Genomic DNA, 16,289 nt, shown 5'->3' on the forward strand with positions numbered 1-16,289 from the left:
GCGCTATCCCGGCCAGCAACGTCGTCCCGGCGAACGCCGGGACCGCTGGCCGCCCGGACCGACCCAGCGGCCAGCGGTCCCGGATCAAGTCCGGGACGACGAGTGAGGGACTCATTCCCCAGCCTCCCGCAGCTTCTCCAGCAGCTTCGGCACGTCGCTCTCGCGGATGTCGCCAATGTGCTGGTGGCGGATCACGCCTTTGCCGTCGACGACGAATGTCTCCGGAACCCCGGACGAGCCGATCAGGAACTGCACTTCCGATTTGTCATCCGCGCCGATGCGGGCGAACGGATTGCCGTAGCGTTCGAGGAACGCCGCTACGTCTTCCGGACGGTCGCGGATCGCCACGGCTACGATCGTCGCGCCCTGCCGCTCCAGTTCGGCCAAGTAAGGCGCTTCCGCCGCGCACGGCACGCACCAGCTCGCGAAGATGTTGAGCAGCTTGGGCCGGCCGTCGGCCAGGTCGGCGCTGGACAGCCCCGGGCGGATCTCGACCGCTGCCGGTAGCGCGAATTCAGGCACCGGCTTGCCGATCATCGCGCTCTGGACGAAATCGTCCTTCGGCCGCGAAAGCTGTAGCGCGAACAGGGCCAGCAGCGCGGCGAACACCGCGACGACCGCCCACAGGCCCCAGCGCAGGCGCTTCATCGCGTCGCCTCCGCGTGGCGCGCTTCGATCCGCGTGGTGGCCGAGCGGCGGCGGACATCGACGCTGACCCGCCCGATCAGCGACAGCAGTCCGCCCAGTGCGATCAGCAGACCGCCGAACCAGATCCAGGTCACGAACGGCTTCCACCACAAGTGCAGCTGCCAGCGGCCATTCTCCGCCGCCTGACCGAGCACCGCATAGAGCTGGCCGTTCCAGCGCGTCAGCAGGGCGGACTCGCTGGTCTGCTGCTGCGGCGACCAGAAGCTGCGCGACTGCGGCCTTATGACCTGCCCTTCACCGCCGTCGTAGCTGGCGGTCATTGCCGCTTCGAGCGCAGTCCAGTTCGGGCCGGCGACGGGCTCCACCCGGTCGAGCCGCACCTGCCAGGGACCGACCACTGTGGTCTCGCCCACTCTGGCGGCGCTGAGCTTCTCGATCGTGAAGGCGCTGTCGGCGGCCATGCCGAACAGGGCCACGGCGACGCCGAAGTGGGCCACGGCCATGCCCCAGACGGCGATCGGCAGTCGCCGGAGCGCGCGGCCGCGAAGGGGAAGGAAGCTGGCCACGGCGACAGTCGCCGCGAGAGCCATCCCCAGCAGCGGAAGCAGCGCGATCCCGGCAATCAGCCAGACCCCGAGCAGAACGGCTATGCCGACCGCCGCGATTATGATCACGGGCAGGCGGACCCGGGCGAAACGGTCATGCCGCCAGCGCAGCAGCGGGCCGACGGCCAGTACGACGAGCATCGGCAGGAAGAAGATCGCGCTGACCGGGTTGAAGTACGGCGGTCCGACCGACACCCGCACGTCGAACGCCTCGGTCAGCAGCGGGTAGAGCGTGCCGAGCAGCACGATGCCGAGGATCGCGGAAAGCGCCACATTATTGACCACCAGCGCGCCTTCGCGGCTGAGCAGGGAGAACCGCTTCCCTTCGGAGATCGTGTTCGCCCGCATCGCAAACAGCACCAGCGCCCCGCCGATGTACAGCGCCAGCAGCGCGAGAATGAAAGACCCGCGCTCCGGGTCGACCGCGAAAGCGTGGACGCTGGTGAGAATGCCGGAGCGGACCAGGAAGGTGCCGAGCATGCTCATCGAGAAGGCAACGACGCCGAGCATGATCGTCCAGGTGCGCAGCGCATCGCGCGAGGCAAGCACGCTGGCCGAGTGAAGCAGCGCCGTGGCGGCGAGCCAGGGCATCAGGCTGGCGTTCTCGACCGGGTCCCAGAACCACCAACCGCCCCAGCCCAGCTCGTAATAAGCCCAGTAGCTGCCTGCAGTGATCCCCAGGGTCAGGAAGATCCACGCGCCGAGCACCCACGGGCGCATGACTTTGGCGAACTCCGGCGTCACCTGCCGGGTCAGCAGAGCGCCCACGGCGAAGCTGAAGGCCACCGAGAGGCCGACATAGCCGGCGTAAAGCGTCGGCGGATGCAGCGCGAGGCCGATGTCCTGCAGCAGCGGGTTGAGGCCCATCCCTTCGGGCGGAACCGGCGAAATCCGCTCGAACGGATTGGAGGAGAACAGCAGGAAGGCGTAGAACCCGAGCCCGACGAACGCCTGCGCGCCGAGCGTCGCATGCATCGTCTTCTCAGGCAGGCGGTACTCGATCAGCGCGATCAGCGCGCCGGCCAGGGCCATGACCGTGATCCACAGCAGCATCGAGCCTTCGTGATTGCCCCAGGCACCGGCCAGCTTGAAGATCAGCGGCTTGGCCGAATGCGAGTTGCTGGCGACGAGCAGGACCGAGAGGTCCGTGCGGACGAACAGCCAGAGCAGCATGACGAAGGCGATCGTGCAAAGCAGCGCCTGGACCACTGCCGCCGGCCGCACCACTTGCGCCAGCACTTTGCCGCCCGCGGTCTGTGCCAGCGCGGCGCCGACAAGCTGCAGCACCGCCAGCGCGGCGGCGAGCCACAATGCGGCGAGGCCAAACTCGGCGATCATTCAGTGGCTTCGGCCACGGTCGCCCGCGCCTGATCCTCTGACATCTGCTCGAGCTCGCGCGGCATGTAGTTCTCGTCATGCTTGGCGAGCAGGTTGTTGGCTTTGAAAGTCCCGTCCGGCATCATTTCGCCTTCGGCGACCACGCCAGAACCTTCGGTGAACAAGTCCGGCACGATGCCGGCGAACACGACCGGCACGCGCGCCTCGCCGTCGCCGACGACGAAATGCAGCGTCACCCCATCGGATGCGGTTCGCAGCGAGCCTTGCTCGACCATTCCGCCGAGGCGCACGGCCTGGCCGGGCTCCGGCGGGTCCGAAGCGATGTCGCTGGGAACGTAGAAATAGCTCGCCTGATTGCGCAGCGCCCATGCGGCGAGGATGCCGGCTGCGACGATCGCGACCAGCGCGATGACGACCAGCACGAGCCGCTGGTGCTTCGCCTTCAAACCCGTGTTCATTTGCCGCGTGCCTTGTCCCGGCGGCGTTCGGCGCGCCGCATCGCCCACCAGCTCCACAGCACCAGCGCCAGCGTAGCGCCGACGCCGACCACGTAAGCCGCGATCACGAAAGTCCATTGGTCGAGAGCTTCGCGCATCAGACCTCCTGTGCCTTGCGGCGAAGCCGCGCCTCCGCCTGGATGTCCGCCAGCAAGGCGCGCATTCGCGCCAGCACGACACCGCCGAACAGCAGGCTGAAGCCGAGCGTCGCAGCCAGCAGGCCCCAGAGGAACGGCGCCGCCATGGCGGAGCTGCCCATGCCCAGGCTGGGAGGCTGATGCAGGCTGTTCCACCAGATCACCGAGTAGTGGATGATCGGGATGTTCACCGCACCGACAAGGCCGAAGATCGCCGGTATGCGGCTCGAGCCGCCTTCCCGCTGCACCGCGCCGGCAAGCGCGATATAGCCGATGTAGAGGAACAGCAGCACCAGCATGCTGGTCAGCCGCCCGTCCCACACCCACCAGGTGCCCCAGGCAGGACGGCCCCAGATCGATCCGGTGGCGAGGCAGACGGCGGCGAACACCGCACCCGGCACTGCCGCCCCCCGCGCGGCGAGCGCCGCAAGCGGATGGCGCCAGACGAGCTCGACCAGGCTGGCGATGGCGATGGCCGTCCACCCGCCCATGCCGAGCCAGGCAGTGGGAACGTGGATGAACAGGATGCGCACCGTTTCGCCCTGCAGCCGTTCGGCCGGGGCGAAGAACAGGCCATAGACCAGCGCGGCCGCGGTGATCGCCAGGCCCGACAGCAGCAGCACCGGCGTCAGCGGCCGGGCAATGCGCAAGAAGCGTGCGGGATTGGCGAAAGCGTGCATCGAACTGGCAAAGCTGCGCGGCAGCGAGATCCTTGGCCTTACAGCGCCCATCCGCGCTCAGGTGGCGAGGCGGCAGCGCGTCTCATAATGTTCGTCCGACAGGGTTCGAACCAGTGGTCCCCTGATCGAGGATCGGTTCAGGCCCTAGAGTATCCTAGGGTTTTCCCCCGTTACTGCATCTGCGTTGCATCGAGGGAAGTAACTCCGCTCGCGCATGCGCCATTAGGTCAGCATCGCCGGAAGCGTCAAGCAAGAGGTGTCCTCCGCGTCTAGGGTGATTTGCGTTCCTACGGGGGGCCTGTTGGACGGCAGCTTAATCCGGTGCCAGTCTGCCCGGTGCCCACGAACGTAGCGGCATGCCCGAGGGCCCGCAGCATCTCGTCCCGCGCCCGAAAACCTGAGAACAAACAGGCGCTTGCGGCTGCTCGCTGAACTCGAGTCAGTGCTCTGCGCCGTATTGTCTTCCAGACACAATTGAGCAAGAGGGCGGGCGTAACTTGGCTAGGGGGCTAAACATGCATCGATTCGTCGCGGGAGTTATCGCACTCTCCATCTCCACTGCCGCGTTCGCTGGCGATCCGTTCGACGACGCGCGGTATCATATCCGCACGAAGTCGAACGCGGATGCCATCGCGCTGATCGACAGCGGCGAATTCGACGTGAACATGCAGACCGATGAGGGCTATAGCCTCCTTCATTATGCGGCCAGCGCCGGTAACCTGGAGATGGTAAAGGCGCTGATCGCGCGTGGCGCCGATCCCACGCTCAAGGCTGCTGTAGGCGGCACTCCGTACGAGATGGCGATCGGTACCATGGTGAAGGCGGAGATCCGCAAAGCGATGACGGCTCGCGCTGCTGTATCGCCGCAGGCGCCCCGGACGACCACCCCCGCTCCGGCGGTCACGGCTCCGCAAGCCGGCCTTGGCGCCGTGCGCGCTTCCAATGGCATGTGCGAGCTCGCACGTAACAATCCGGCCAGCTCAAGCCGCTCACCCGCCATGCGTCCGTTCCTGGCCGCCAGAGACGCCATTTGGTATAATCATCCCGATGAGCTCGAAGGCTTGCTGCAGGATTGCGTTGGCCCTGCAGACGCTGACGAGTACGGTTGGACTCTCCTGCACCACGCAGCGCAGCGCGATCGTGTGCCGCTGGCGCGTATCCTCCTCGACTATGGTGCGAAGAGCGGGTCGCGAAACAAGGACGGTGAAACGGCAGCCCATCTGGCAACCTCAGCCGAGATGAAGGCACTGCTCGGATCGGACAACTCCGCGAAGGCGCCCGACAACCCCGAAGACAGGCGGAAGCTCGAGTGCCAACAGAAGTTCGCGGCCGACGCGGCGCTCGCATCCGATACCACGGGCAGGATGAGCGCCATGCGACGTTGGGAAGCTTGCCTGAAGACGGGCTTCTACTGGTAAGGCCGAGTAGGCCACAAGAAGCCACGGCAGAATCCGCACTGGCCGTGCTTCGTCAGCAGTCACATGACGAGAATGCCCCGCCGTAGTCATGGCACGACGGGGCATTGCGCTTCTGCAACGCAGACGTGGATCGACGCTGACAATGTGGTGCGCCCGACAGGATTCGAACCTGTGGCCCCCGGATTAGGAATCCGATGCTCTATCCGACTGAGCTACGGGCGCTTGGCGCGCCATTTAGGATGCGGGTGCGGGGGATGCAATCGGCGAAACGCGTGGGCGCGTGGTCAATTGCGTTCCTCGGGCGGCACCACCGGCACCAGCAAAGGGGCGATGGTTATGCCTTCCTCGACCAGTTCCATGGCCTCGTCGCGGGTCGCCTGGCCGTGGATCGGCTCCGGCTCTCGCTCCCCATAATGCATTTCCCGCGACCGTTCGGCGAAGTCGTCGCCGACCCAGGTCGAACTTTCAAGCGCCCTGGCCTGAACCTCTGCCAGCTTCACGAGCATCTCGGTCACCTCCGGCGGCAGCTTGCCCCCGGCGACCGGCTGCTTGGCGACCGACTGCTGGTTGCCCTTCCTGGGCACGGCCGGAGCCATCGGCGCCTTGCCGATCTCCGCCGAACCGCATTGCGGACAAGCGAGCAGGCCGCGGTCCTGCTGGCTGGCGTAATCCTCGGAAGAACCGAACCATCCTTCGAACTGGTGGCCGGCGTGACAGGCAAGGTCGAACACGATCATGATGCGCTCGATCTAGGGATCGCGCGGCGGTTGGCAAGGCTCGGTAATTGCGAGCGAACATCGGCGATGCGCGCGGGATCCAGGTTGACGAAACCGAGCCCGGCGGCCTCTCCGCCCATGTCGAGCAGGACCTCGCCCCAAGGATCGATCACCAGCGAGTGGCCGTAGGTCCGGCGGCCGTCCTCATGTTCACCGACTTGCGCCGCCGCGACGACGAAGGCCGATGCCTCGATCGCGCGGGTGCGCTGGAGCAAGTGCCAGTGGGCCTCGCCCGTCGGCACGGTGAAGGCGGCCGGAATTGCGATGACATCGCAGGACTGGCGCCCCAGTTCCTCGAACAGCGCAGGAAAGCGAACATCGTAGCAGATCGTCAGGCCGAGCTTCCCGATCGGCGTCTCGGCCGTGACGACCGCCTCGCCGGGAGCATAGGCGGCGGACTCGCGCCAGCTCTCCCCGTTCGCCAGCGTGACGTCGAACATGTGGATCTTGTCGTAGCGGGCGGCGATCGCGCCGCTGCCGTCGATCAGGAACGAGCGATTGGCCCAGCGGCCGTCCTCGCGCTGCACCGCCAGCGAGCCGAGCGCGATCCACATTCCGTTCGCAGCGGCCGCGTCGCGCACCGCGGCGAGCACGACGTCCTCGCTCTCCGGCCGGATGTTCCCGGCCGCACGCGTGCGGTCGCGGTCGAGCATTCCGGACATCTCGGGGGTGAACAGCATCGCCGCTCCGCCCTCTGCGGCCTGTCCGGCCGCGCTGACGAGGGTCTCCGCGTTGGCCGCGGGGTCGACGCCGCTGGTCATTTGCAGGATGGCGATGCGGCTCATGGCCCGGGTCGTAGTCAGATGCCGAGCAGGCTGTCCAGCTTGCCCTGCCGTTCCAGTGCGGCGAGATCGTCGCTGCCGCCCACCGGCTTGCCGTCGATGAACACCTGCGGCACGGTCATGGCGCCGGGCGCGCGCTGGCGCATCTCTTCGCCCTTCGCCCCGTCCATAGTGATGTCGTACTCGGTGAACCCGACGCCCTTCTGCTCGAGCAATCGCTTGGCGCGCACGCAGTAGCCGCAGAACATCTTGGTGTAGATTTCGACCTTCGCAACCACGGTTGTTTCGTCCTTTCCGCTGGGCGCCCTCACCTCTTGAACGGTGCACGCGTTATCATATCTATTTTCTGTCGCCAGGCTCCGTCGCGGGCATGGCGGCAGATGGGGGTGCCGATTGCGGGCCCCCGCGTGTCAAATTGCTCAACGGAGGATTTGTTTCGATGAACCGCTTTGACTTTACCCCCTATCGCCGTTCGACGGTGGGCTTCGATCGCCTGTTCGACCTGCTCGAAAACCAGGTGCGCAACAACACCGGCGACAACTACCCGCCGTTCAACATCGAGCGCCGCGGCGAGGACAGCTATCGCATCACCCTGGCGGTCGCCGGCTTCAAGCCCGACGACCTGGAGATCACCGCGCAGCAGAACTTGCTCGTGGTCCAGGGCAAGAAGCGCGAAGAGCAGGAGGAAGGCGAGATGCTCCACCTGGGCATCGCCAACCGTGGGTTCGAACGCCGCTTCGAACTGGCCGACTTCGTGCGAGTCGATAATGCCGACCTGGCCGACGGGCTGCTGGTGATCGATCTCGTCCGCGAGGTTCCGGAAGCCATGAAGCCGAAAAAGATCCTGCTTCCGGGCCAGCAGAAGCTCGAAGTCGTGGAGCACCAGGAGCGGCAGGCCGACGCCGCCTGATCGGCCGGCCTTCGCTACCCAAGCTCCGGAATTCGGGGGCGGAACCGCAAGGCTCCGCCCCCTCGACGCGTAAGCGCCGATCCGCCCCCCAAAATGGCCGACCGGGTCGCAGAAGACGGCCAGTCCAAGCGGCGAACTGCTCGGACGCCCTGATTTTTCGGAGTGTCAGGCGCCCTCCCCCGTGCCGCGTAGGCACGGGTATCTCGGTGCGACCCGAATTCGTGCGCTAAGTCCGCGCGGGCAAGGAACGCAAGCGATTTCGCTCAACCGAGCGGAAGTGTCTCGCTTTTAGACAAGTCGGGACTGGGCAAGCGCTGCGGCGATGAAGCCGGAAAACAGCGGATGCGGGTCGAACGGCTTGCTCTTCAGCTCCGGGTGGAACTGCACGCCGACGAACCAGGGATGGTCCGGCCGCTCGACGATTTCGGGCAGCAGGCCGTCGGGCGACATGCCGGAAAAGATCAGCCCCTGCTTCTCGAGCAGGTCGCGATAGGCCGAGTTGACCTCGTAGCGGTGGCGGTGGCGTTCGAAGATCTCGGTCGCCCCGCCGTAGATCTGGGAGACATGGCTGTTGCCGGCCAGCTTCGCCTCGTAGGCGCCGAGCCGCATGGTGCCGCCGAGATCGCCCTCCGCGGACCGCTGCTGCAGCCCTTCCTTGCTCATCCATTCGGTGATGATGCCCACCACCGGCGCCTCGGTCGGGCCGAACTCGGTGGAGGAGGCTTCCTCGTGGCCGGCGGCGCGCGCGCCTTCGATGCATGCCATCTGCATGCCCAGACAAATGCCGAAGAACGGCACCTTGCGTTCCCGCGCGAAGCGGACGCTGGCGATCTTGCCCTCGGAGCCGCGCTCCCCGAACCCGCCGGGCACGAGGATCGCGTGCATCGGTTCGAGCTGGGCGGCGATGTCCGCTTCGTCCTGCTCGAACACCTCGGCGTCGATCCAGCGGATGTTGACCTTGACCCGGTTGGCCAGGCCGCCGTGGACCAGCGCTTCGTTGAGCGACTTGTAGGCGTCAGGCAGGCCGACGTACTTGCCGACGACGCCAATCGTCACTTCGCCTTCCGGGTTGAAGTAGCGCTCGGTCACGTCGTGCCAGCGGGTCAGGTCCGGTTCGGGCGCGTCGGTGATGCCGAAGCCGCGCAGGACTTCGGAGTCGAGCCCTTCCTGGTGGTACTGCAGCGGCACGGAGTAGATCGAGCGGGCGTCGAGCGCGGGAATGACCGCTTCGGCGCGCACGTTGCAGAACTGCGCGATCTTGCGCCGCTCGGTGTCCGGCAGCGGATGCTCGGTGCGGCACAGCAGGACGTCGGGCTTGATGCCGAGCGAAGCCAGCTCGCGAACGGAGTGCTGCGTCGGCTTGGTCTTCAGCTCGCCCGCCGCCGCGATGTACGGCACCAGCGTCACATGCACGCTCAGCGTCTGCAGCGGCTCGAGCTCGTTCCTGAGCTGGCGGATCGCCTCCATGAACGGAAGGCTCTCGATATCGCCGACGGTGCCGCCGATCTCGCACAGGATGAAGTCGTGACCGTCGGTATCGGCCAGCGCGAACTGCTTGATCGCGTCGGTCACGTGCGGGATCACCTGCACGGTCGCGCCGAGATAGTCGCCGCGCCGCTCGCGGGCGATGATCTGCTGATAAATGCGGCCGGAGGTGACGTTGTCGCTCTGCCGGGCGGAGACGCCGGTGAAGCGCTCGTAGTGACCGAGGTCGAGATCGGTCTCGGCCCCGTCGTCGGTCACATAGACCTCGCCGTGCTGATAGGGGCTCATGGTCCCGGGATCGACGTTGAGATAGGGGTCGAACTTACGAATGCGGACTTTGTAGCCGCGCGCCTGCAGCAACGCCGCGAGGCTTGCCGCCATGAGACCCTTGCCGAGCGATGAGACCACGCCGCCGGTAATGAAAATGAACCGCGCCATGGGAGGTGGGCCCTACGCCCGCTTTCGGATTCGGCGCAAGCGATTGCTTGCGGATTTACACAGGGTTGCGAACTTGGAAGCGCTTACTGCGCGACGTCGGCCAGTGGATCGTCCTGCGCCGGCTGGGCGGGAGCGGCCGGAGCCTGCTGCGCGCCGGCGGCCGGGACCTGGATCCGCTCGAGCGAATCGTCGATCTCGCGCTCCGACGTGGTTTCCACCGCAACCGCGGCCATCACGATGGCGAGGACCACGAATGTGACCGCGAGCCATTTGGTGGAGCGGGTCAGGAAGTCCGCCGCGCCGCGCGCCGACATCAGGCCGCCGGGGCTGCCACCGCCGCCGATCCCCAGGCCGCCGCCTTCGGAACGCTGCATCAGCACGAGGCCGACGAGCGCTGCGGCGATGATCGCCTGGACGACGGTGAGGAACAGGAAAAGGCTCATAGCCGAAATACTCGCAAGCTTGCAGTCGCCGCGCGAGATAGCGAGCGCGGCGCTGCTTTACAATCTCAGGCTTCCAGAGCCTCGTGCGCTGCGGCGACAATGCCGAGGAAGCTTTCGGCCGTCAGGCTTGCGCCGCCGACAAGGGCGCCGCCCACTTCGTCCGCCGCCAGCAACACACCGGCATTGTCCGGCTTGACCGAACCGCCGTAAAGAATGCGCACCGAGGCGCCGTCTTCGCCATAGAGTGAAACGAGCTTCGCACGGATGGCGCGGTGCATCGCGCCGATGTCCTCGACCGTCGGGGTGCGGCCCGTGCCGATCGCCCAGACCGGCTCGTAAGCCACGGTGACTTTGGCCACGGCGCCATCGGCCTGCGGAAGCGAGCCTTCGAGCTGACGGGCAACGACCGCCTCCGCCTCGCCGGCATCGCGCTGCGCTTCGGTTTCCCCGACGCAGACGATCACGTTCAGGCCCACCGACAGGGCGGATTCCGCCTTGGCGCGCACGTCGGCATCGGTTTCGCCATGATCGGCGCGGCGTTCGCTGTGGCCGACGATCACGAAACCGGCGCCGGAATCCTTGATCATCGCCGCGGAGATGTCGCCAGTGTGCGCGCCACCTTCGGCGGCATGGCAATCCTGCGCGCCGACGCCGATCAGCGAGGCTTCCTTGCGGGTGGCGTGGATCAGGGTGAACGGCGGCGCCAGGGCGACTTCGACCTTCATGAGCCGTTCGGCGGCGCGATCGATCGCGCGCGCTTCCGACAGCATCGCACGGGTGCCGTGCATCTTCCAGTTACCGACGATGTAGGGACGTTCAGACATGTTGCCTTAGAAACAGACCATTGGAAAAGCCTGACAGCCAGGCGGGATGAGGCGCGCTAATCGGCAAGGCCCCGCTTGTCAAAGTCGCATTTCCACAGAGTGGGAAAGGCGCGGCGAACTGTTGCCGCAGCGCCGCAGCGGGGATATGGCGCCATCCGTTCCTGATACGCCGTTCCTCATGATGAAGTGGCCCGATGCTGCAATTTTTCCGAAATTTCTTCAAATCCAAGCTCGGTGTTCCGGTGATGCTGGCGTTCCTGGTGCTGATCGGCCTGGCCTTCGCCAGCGCCGACGTCGCCAACACCGGCACCTTCGGGGGCGTTTCGGGCGGCGACCGGGTCGCGGTGGTTGGCGACCAGCGGATCAGCACCGCGGATCTCGCCGCGGCGATGACCGCCGCGCTGGATAACGAAAAGCAGCAGAACCCCACGCTGACGATGCAGGCGTTCATCGCCCAGGGCGGCATGGACCGGGTCCTGAACGAACTGCTGCAGCGCACGGCGATCTCCGAGTACGCCCGCAAGCACGGCCTGCGCGCCGGCGACCGGCTGATCGACAGCGAACTGGTCCAGATCCCCGCCTTCCGCGGCGCGGACGGGAAGTTCGACAACGAAGCCTTCCAGGCAGTGCTGCGCCAGCGCGGCCTGTCCGAGGCGCTGGTGCGGCAGGACATTGCCGCCGGGCTGTTCGCGCGGCAAGTCCTGCTTCCGGCGACGTTCGGCACGGCCGTGCCGGAAAGCCTGGCGCAGCGTTACGCCCGTCTCTTGCGTGAACGCCGCCAGGGATCGATCGCCGTGCTCCCCAGCACCGCGTTCGCACCGGAGGGCGCCCCCACGGCCGAGCAGCTGCAGGCCTACTACCGCGAGAACAACAGCGACTATATCCGGCCCGAACGGCGCGTAATCAGCTACGCCACGTTCGGCGAGGAAGTGCTTGGCGATACGCCCGCGCCGACCGATGCGCAGATTGCCGCGCGCTACGAACAGAACCGCGAGCAATACGCGGCCAGCGAAAGCCGCACTTTCACCCAGCTCGTCGTGCCGACCCAGGCCGCGGCCAAGGCGGTCGCCGACAGGGTCGCCGCCGGTACCTCCCTGGCCGCAGCGGCGAGCGCCAGCGGCCTCGCCACCACCACCGTAGGTCCGGTGACGAAGGCCGCGTTCGCGGCGCAGACTTCTCAGGCCGTGGCCGATGCGGCGTTCGCTGCCGGCCAGGGCGCAGTCGCCGCCCCGGCGCGCGGCGGGCTGGGCTGGTATGTCCTGCGGGTCGACCAGATCGACCGGAAGCCGGCGCGCAGCCTGGCGGACGTGCGCGGCGAGATCGCCGAATCGCTCGCCGCCGAACTGCGCCGCACCGCGTTTCTCGATATCGCCGCGCGGATCGAGGAACAGCTCGAGGAGGGCGGCAGCCTGGCCGAGGTCGCAGACGAGCTGAACCTCGAACTCCAGACCACCCGCCCGCTGACTGCCGATGGGCGCGTCTACGGCACGGACGAAACCGCTCCGCCGGTTCTCGCTCCGGCCCTGCGCACCGCGTTCGACATGGAGGAGGAAGAGCCGCAGCTGGCCGAAGTCGAGCCCGGCAAGACGTTCCTGGTCTTCGGCGTGACCGACATCACGCCCTCGGCGCCCGCGCCGCTCGCCCAGATCCGCGAGGACGTGATCGCCGACTGGCGCCGCAGCGTCGGCTCTGAACGGGCCAAGGCTGCGGCCCAGCGGGTCCTGCAGCGGGTTCAGAAGGGCCAGGCCCTTGCCGCTGCGCTCGCGGCCGAGAAGGTCCAGCTCCCGCCGATCGACCCGGTGAACATGGGGCGTGAGGAACTCGCCCAAGCCCAGCAGGTCCCGCCGGTGCTCGCGCTGCTGTTCAGCATGGCCAAGGGCACGGTGAAGCGGCTCGAAGCGCCGCAGGACAACGGCTGGTTCGTGGTCCAGCTCGATCAGGTCACGGTCCCGGAGATGGAGCGGCAGGATCCGCTGGTCGGCGCGACCCGGCAGCAGCTGGCCGGCGTGTTCGGCGAGGAATATGCCGAGCAGCTGGTGAAGGCGGCGCAGCGCGAAGTCGGCGTGGAGCGCAACCAGGAAGCGATCGACGCGGTGGCGAGGCAGCTCACCGGCCAGACCGAGTAGGACCCCTACTCTGTCCGGTCCCCTGCCCGATAACGCCGCGGCTGCCCGCAAGCAGCTGGCGGAAGGCCGCCCCGCGCTGGTCTGGCGCCGGCTGATCGCCGACACCGAAACGCCAGTGGGCGCCGCGCTCAAGCTGATCGAGCCGGGCCGCGGCGATTTCCTGCTCGAATCCGTCGAAGGCGGCGAGGTGCGCGGACGCTACAGCCTGCTCGGGATCGATCCCGATCTCGTGTTCCGCGCCACCGGCCGCGAATGCGAGGTCAACCGCCGCTGGCGGCAGGATCGCGAGAGCTTCGAGCCGCTGGCCGGCGACAGCCTCACCGAACTGCGCGCGCTGGTGCAGGCCTGCCGCATCGACGTGCCGCAAGACCTGCCGCCGATCGCCTGCCTGGTCGGCTATTTCGGTTACGAGACGATCGGCCTGGTCGAGAAGCTGCCGCGCGCGCCGCAGGGCGAACTGGCCCTGCCCGACATGCTGTTCGTGCGCCCGACGACGATCCTGGTGTTCGACAACCTGTCCGACGAGCTGTTCTGCATCGCGCCCCTGTGGGCAGACGGGACCGATCCGGACCGCGCGCTGGAAGCTGCGGCGGAGCGCATCGACATCGTGTTGCGCAAGCTGGCTCAGGCCGCTCCGCCGGCGGTCCGGGACGCAAGCCTGCCCGACATGGCCCTCGCGCCCGTGATGAACGGCAGCGACTACGAGGCGATGGTGCTCAAGGCGAAGGACTACATCGCCGCCGGAGACATCTTCCAGGTCGTGCTGGCGCAGCGCTTCACCTGCCCCTTCCCGCTGCCGCCGTTCGCGCTCTACCGGGCGCTGCGGCGCGTGAACCCCTCGCCGTTCCTCTATTTTCTCGACCTTCCCGGCTTCGCCGTGGTCGGCTCGAGCCCGGAGATACTCGTCCGCGTGCGCGACGGCGAAGTGACGATCCGCCCGATCGCCGGCACGCGCCCGCGCGGCGCCACGCGGCAGGAAGACGATGCGGCCGAGCAGAGCCTGCTGGCCGATCCCAAGGAATGCGCCGAGCACCTGATGCTGCTCGACCTCGGCCGCAACGACGTCGGCCGGGTGGCCGCGGCGGACAGCGTCAAGGTCACCGCCAGCTTCACCGTCGAGCGCTACAGCCACGTGATGCACATCGTCAGCAATGTGGTTGGGCGGCTCGATCCTTCGAAGGACGCGCTCGACGCGCTGTTCGCCGGCTTCCCGGCGGGTACGGTCTCCGGCGCCCCCAAAGTCCGCGCCTGCCAGATCATCGCCGAGCTGGAGCCGGAGACCCGCGGGCCTTACGCCGGCGGCGTCGGCTATTTCGCGCCGGACGGTTCGGTGGATAGCTGCATCGTCCTGCGTACGGCCGTGGTGAAGGACGGCATGATGCACGTCCAGGCCGGCGCCGGGATCGTCGCCGACAGCGACCCGGCCTACGAGCAGCGGGAATGCGAGGCCAAGGCCGGCGCCCTCATCGCCGCCGCCCGCGAGGCGGCGCGCGTGGCCGGCGAGCCGGATTTCGGCCAGTGAGCCCCTTGATCGTACCCGAGAAACGGGCAAAGGCGACGCCGGAAAAGAGCGCCCCATGATCCTGGTCATCGACAACTACGACAGCTTCACCTTCAACCTGGTCCACTACGTGATGGAACTGGGCGCCGAGGTGCGGGTCGTGCGCAACGATGCGATCACCGCCGCCGAAGCGCTCGCCACCGGCGCCGCGGGGATCCTGATTTCGCCCGGTCCGTGCACGCCGAACGAAGCGGGCGTTAGCCTGGAGCTCGTCGCCGCCTGTGCGGAAGCGAAGCGGCCGCTGCTCGGCGTGTGCCTCGGGCATCAGGCGATCGGGCAGCATTTCGGCGGCCGGGTTACCCGCGGCGGGCTGATGCACGGCAAGACTTCGCCGGTCGATCATGACGGCACCGGCGTGTTCGCCGGGCTGCCCTGCCCGTTCACCGCCACGCGCTATCACTCGCTGATCGTCGACGAGATCCCCGATTGCCTGGTGGTCAACGCCACCAGCGAGACGCCCGGGCTCGACGGCACCAGCGTGATGGGCTTCCGCCACTTGGAGCTGCCGATCCACGGCGTGCAGTTCCACCCGGAAAGCATCGCCACCGAATACGGGCACGAGCTGCTCGCCAACTTCCTGGCGATCTGCGGCATCGAGGCGAAACGGGCCGCAGCATGAGCGCGCTGCCCGGCGTCGAGCCGCACCTCACCGAGGAAGAGGCCGAGGAGGTCTTCGCCCTGATGCTCGACGGCAAAGTGGCCGACGACGACATCGAAGCGTTCCTTTCCGCTTTGGCCGACCGCGGCGAAACCGCCACCGAAATCACCGGCGCCGCCCGCGCCTTGCGCGCCCGCCTGATCCCGATCGAGGCGCCGGCCAACGCGATCGACGTCTGCGGCACCGGCGGAGACGGGCACCACACGCTGAATGTCTCCACCGCAGTCAGCCTCGTGGTCGCAGCCTGCGGCGTTCCGGTCGCCAAGCACGGCAACCGCGCGGCGAGCTCGAAAGCCGGCGCCGCTGACACCCTCGAGGCGCTCGGCCTCGACATGGAGGCCGCCGGCCGCACCGCCGAGATGACCTTGCGCGAGATCGGCATCTGCTTCCTGTTCGCCGCCAACCACCACCCGGCGATGCGGCGCATCCAGCCCATCCGCAAGAAGATCGGCAAGCGCACGATCTTCAACCTCATGGGCCCGCTGTCGAACCCTGCGCACGTGAAAAACCAGCTCATCGGCATCGCCCGCCCCGGCTACGTGCCGATCTACGCCGAAGCGATGGCCCGGCTCGGCACCGAGCGTTCGTTCATCGTCTCGGGCGACGAGGGCCTGGACGAACTGAGCCTCTCCGGCGGCAACGAGTGGGCCGAGGTGATCGGCAACGATTTCGAGATGCACCGCATCGATGCCTCGGTGGCCGGTCTGGAGCACGCACCCGTCGAAGCGATCCGCGGCGGCGATGCGGCGCACAACGCGGCGGCGCTGAGGGCGCTGCTGATAGGCACGCCCGGTCCCTATCGCGATGCCGTGCTGTTCAACGCCGCCGGCGCTCTGATGGTGGCGGGCGAAGTGCGGACCTGGGCCGAGGGTGTCGAGGAAGCCGCCGAAGCTCTGGACAAAGGTCTGGCGAAGGCGCTGCTCGACTGCTGGATTGATACCGTCTCCAAAGTCTGAGCCCCAC

17 protein-coding genes and 1 tRNA gene are annotated in these 16,289 nt (G+C 67.4%); 6 read left to right on the forward strand and 12 right to left on the reverse strand.

The features are described 5' to 3' along the window. Positions 1–111 precede the first annotated feature (111 nt). Genes GRI75_RS11820 through ccmC form a run of 5 tightly spaced genes read right to left on the reverse strand, consistent with a single transcriptional unit; the run spans position 112 to position 3,905 of the window. Entirely contained in the window at positions 112–648 is a 537-nt protein-coding gene (locus GRI75_RS11820; protein WP_160747198.1) for a DsbE family thiol:disulfide interchange protein, read from the reverse strand. Continuing rightward, complete coding sequence (locus GRI75_RS11825; protein ID WP_160747199.1) at positions 645–2,591, reverse strand: heme lyase CcmF/NrfE family subunit; 1,947 nt, start codon at positions 2,589–2,591, stop codon at positions 645–647. Before GRI75_RS11825 ends, GRI75_RS11820 begins: the two co-directional genes overlap by 4 nt. Then, a complete protein-coding gene (gene ccmE, locus GRI75_RS11830; RefSeq protein WP_160747200.1) occupies positions 2,588–3,049 on the reverse strand; it encodes a cytochrome c maturation protein CcmE in 462 nt (153 codons plus the stop codon). Before ccmE ends, GRI75_RS11825 begins: the two co-directional genes overlap by 4 nt. Further along, entirely contained in the window at positions 3,046–3,186 is a 141-nt protein-coding gene (locus GRI75_RS14470; RefSeq protein ID WP_202389735.1) for a hypothetical protein, read from the reverse strand. The genes ccmE and GRI75_RS14470 overlap by 4 nt, the downstream gene beginning before the upstream one ends. Beyond that, a complete protein-coding gene (ccmC, locus tag GRI75_RS11835; RefSeq protein WP_160747201.1) occupies positions 3,186–3,905 on the reverse strand; it encodes a heme ABC transporter permease CcmC in 720 nt (239 codons plus the stop codon). Before ccmC ends, GRI75_RS14470 begins: the two co-directional genes overlap by 1 nt. Positions 3,906–4,420: 515 nt before the next feature. Here ccmC and GRI75_RS11840 point away from each other — a divergent pair. Then, positions 4,421–5,323 (forward strand): ankyrin repeat domain-containing protein, encoded by a 903-nt coding sequence (locus GRI75_RS11840; protein ID WP_160747202.1) that lies wholly within the window; start codon positions 4,421–4,423, stop codon positions 5,321–5,323. A gap of 145 nt (positions 5,324–5,468) precedes the next feature. On the opposite strand, the gene GRI75_RS11845 is transcribed toward GRI75_RS11840, so the two are convergent. The 4 genes from GRI75_RS11845 to grxC all read right to left on the reverse strand — a co-directional run bounded on the left by GRI75_RS11845 (position 5,469) and on the right by grxC (position 7,159). Then, a tRNA-Arg gene (locus GRI75_RS11845) sits at positions 5,469–5,545 on the reverse strand. Positions 5,546–5,607: 62 nt separating this feature from the next. Beyond that, on the reverse strand, positions 5,608–6,060 hold the full coding sequence (locus GRI75_RS11850) for a DUF1178 family protein (RefSeq protein WP_160747203.1): 453 nt from the start codon (positions 6,058–6,060) through the stop codon (positions 5,608–5,610). After that, positions 6,057–6,884 (reverse strand): carbon-nitrogen hydrolase family protein, encoded by an 828-nt coding sequence (locus GRI75_RS11855; RefSeq protein WP_160747204.1) that lies wholly within the window; start codon positions 6,882–6,884, stop codon positions 6,057–6,059. Before GRI75_RS11855 ends, GRI75_RS11850 begins: the two co-directional genes overlap by 4 nt. Positions 6,885–6,898: 14 nt before the next feature. After that, the gene (gene grxC / locus GRI75_RS11860) at positions 6,899–7,159 is read right to left on the reverse strand and encodes a glutaredoxin 3 (RefSeq protein ID WP_160747205.1); all 261 of its coding nucleotides are present in this window, start codon (positions 7,157–7,159) and stop codon (positions 6,899–6,901) included. 161 nt (positions 7,160–7,320) lie between these two features. Between grxC and GRI75_RS11865 the strand changes: the two genes are divergently transcribed. Then, the gene (locus tag GRI75_RS11865) at positions 7,321–7,791 is read left to right on the forward strand and encodes an Hsp20 family protein (protein ID WP_160747206.1); all 471 of its coding nucleotides are present in this window, start codon (positions 7,321–7,323) and stop codon (positions 7,789–7,791) included. A 288-nt stretch (positions 7,792–8,079) separates the two neighbouring features. On the opposite strand, the gene GRI75_RS11870 is transcribed toward GRI75_RS11865, so the two are convergent. From GRI75_RS11870 to tpiA, 3 genes are all read right to left on the reverse strand, one after another. Beyond that, complete coding sequence (locus tag GRI75_RS11870) at positions 8,080–9,714, reverse strand: CTP synthase (protein WP_160747207.1); 1,635 nt, start codon at positions 9,712–9,714, stop codon at positions 8,080–8,082. Positions 9,715–9,797: 83 nt separating this feature from the next. Further along, positions 9,798–10,157: a preprotein translocase subunit SecG gene (gene secG, locus GRI75_RS11875; protein WP_160747208.1), complete on the reverse strand. Its 360-nt coding sequence runs from the start codon at positions 10,155–10,157 to the stop codon at positions 9,798–9,800. Positions 10,158–10,222: 65 nt separating this feature from the next. Then, positions 10,223–10,981, reverse strand: coding sequence for a triose-phosphate isomerase (tpiA, locus tag GRI75_RS11880; RefSeq protein WP_160747209.1), 759 nt, complete (start codon positions 10,979–10,981; stop codon positions 10,223–10,225). A gap of 194 nt (positions 10,982–11,175) precedes the next feature. Here tpiA and GRI75_RS11885 point away from each other — a divergent pair, with 194 nt between their 5' ends. Genes GRI75_RS11885 through trpD form a run of 4 tightly spaced genes read left to right on the forward strand, consistent with a single transcriptional unit; the run spans position 11,176 to position 16,282 of the window. Beyond that, positions 11,176–13,107, forward strand: a complete 1,932-nt coding sequence (locus GRI75_RS11885) for a peptidylprolyl isomerase (RefSeq protein WP_160747210.1) — start codon at positions 11,176–11,178, stop codon at positions 13,105–13,107. A gap of 22 nt (positions 13,108–13,129) precedes the next feature. After that, entirely contained in the window at positions 13,130–14,629 is a 1,500-nt protein-coding gene (trpE, locus tag GRI75_RS11890; RefSeq protein ID WP_235911486.1) for an anthranilate synthase component I, read from the forward strand. Positions 14,630–14,684: 55 nt separating this feature from the next. Further along, positions 14,685–15,287, forward strand: coding sequence for an anthranilate synthase component II (locus GRI75_RS11895; RefSeq protein ID WP_160747211.1), 603 nt, complete (start codon positions 14,685–14,687; stop codon positions 15,285–15,287). Beyond that, complete coding sequence (trpD, locus tag GRI75_RS11900; protein ID WP_160747212.1) at positions 15,284–16,282, forward strand: anthranilate phosphoribosyltransferase; 999 nt, start codon at positions 15,284–15,286, stop codon at positions 16,280–16,282. The genes GRI75_RS11895 and trpD overlap by 4 nt, the downstream gene beginning before the upstream one ends. The last annotated feature ends 7 nt before the right edge of the window (positions 16,283–16,289 follow it).

Source organism: Croceibacterium soli, assembly GCF_009828065.1.
Lineage (GTDB): Bacteria > Pseudomonadota > Alphaproteobacteria > Sphingomonadales > Sphingomonadaceae > Croceibacterium_B > Croceibacterium_B soli.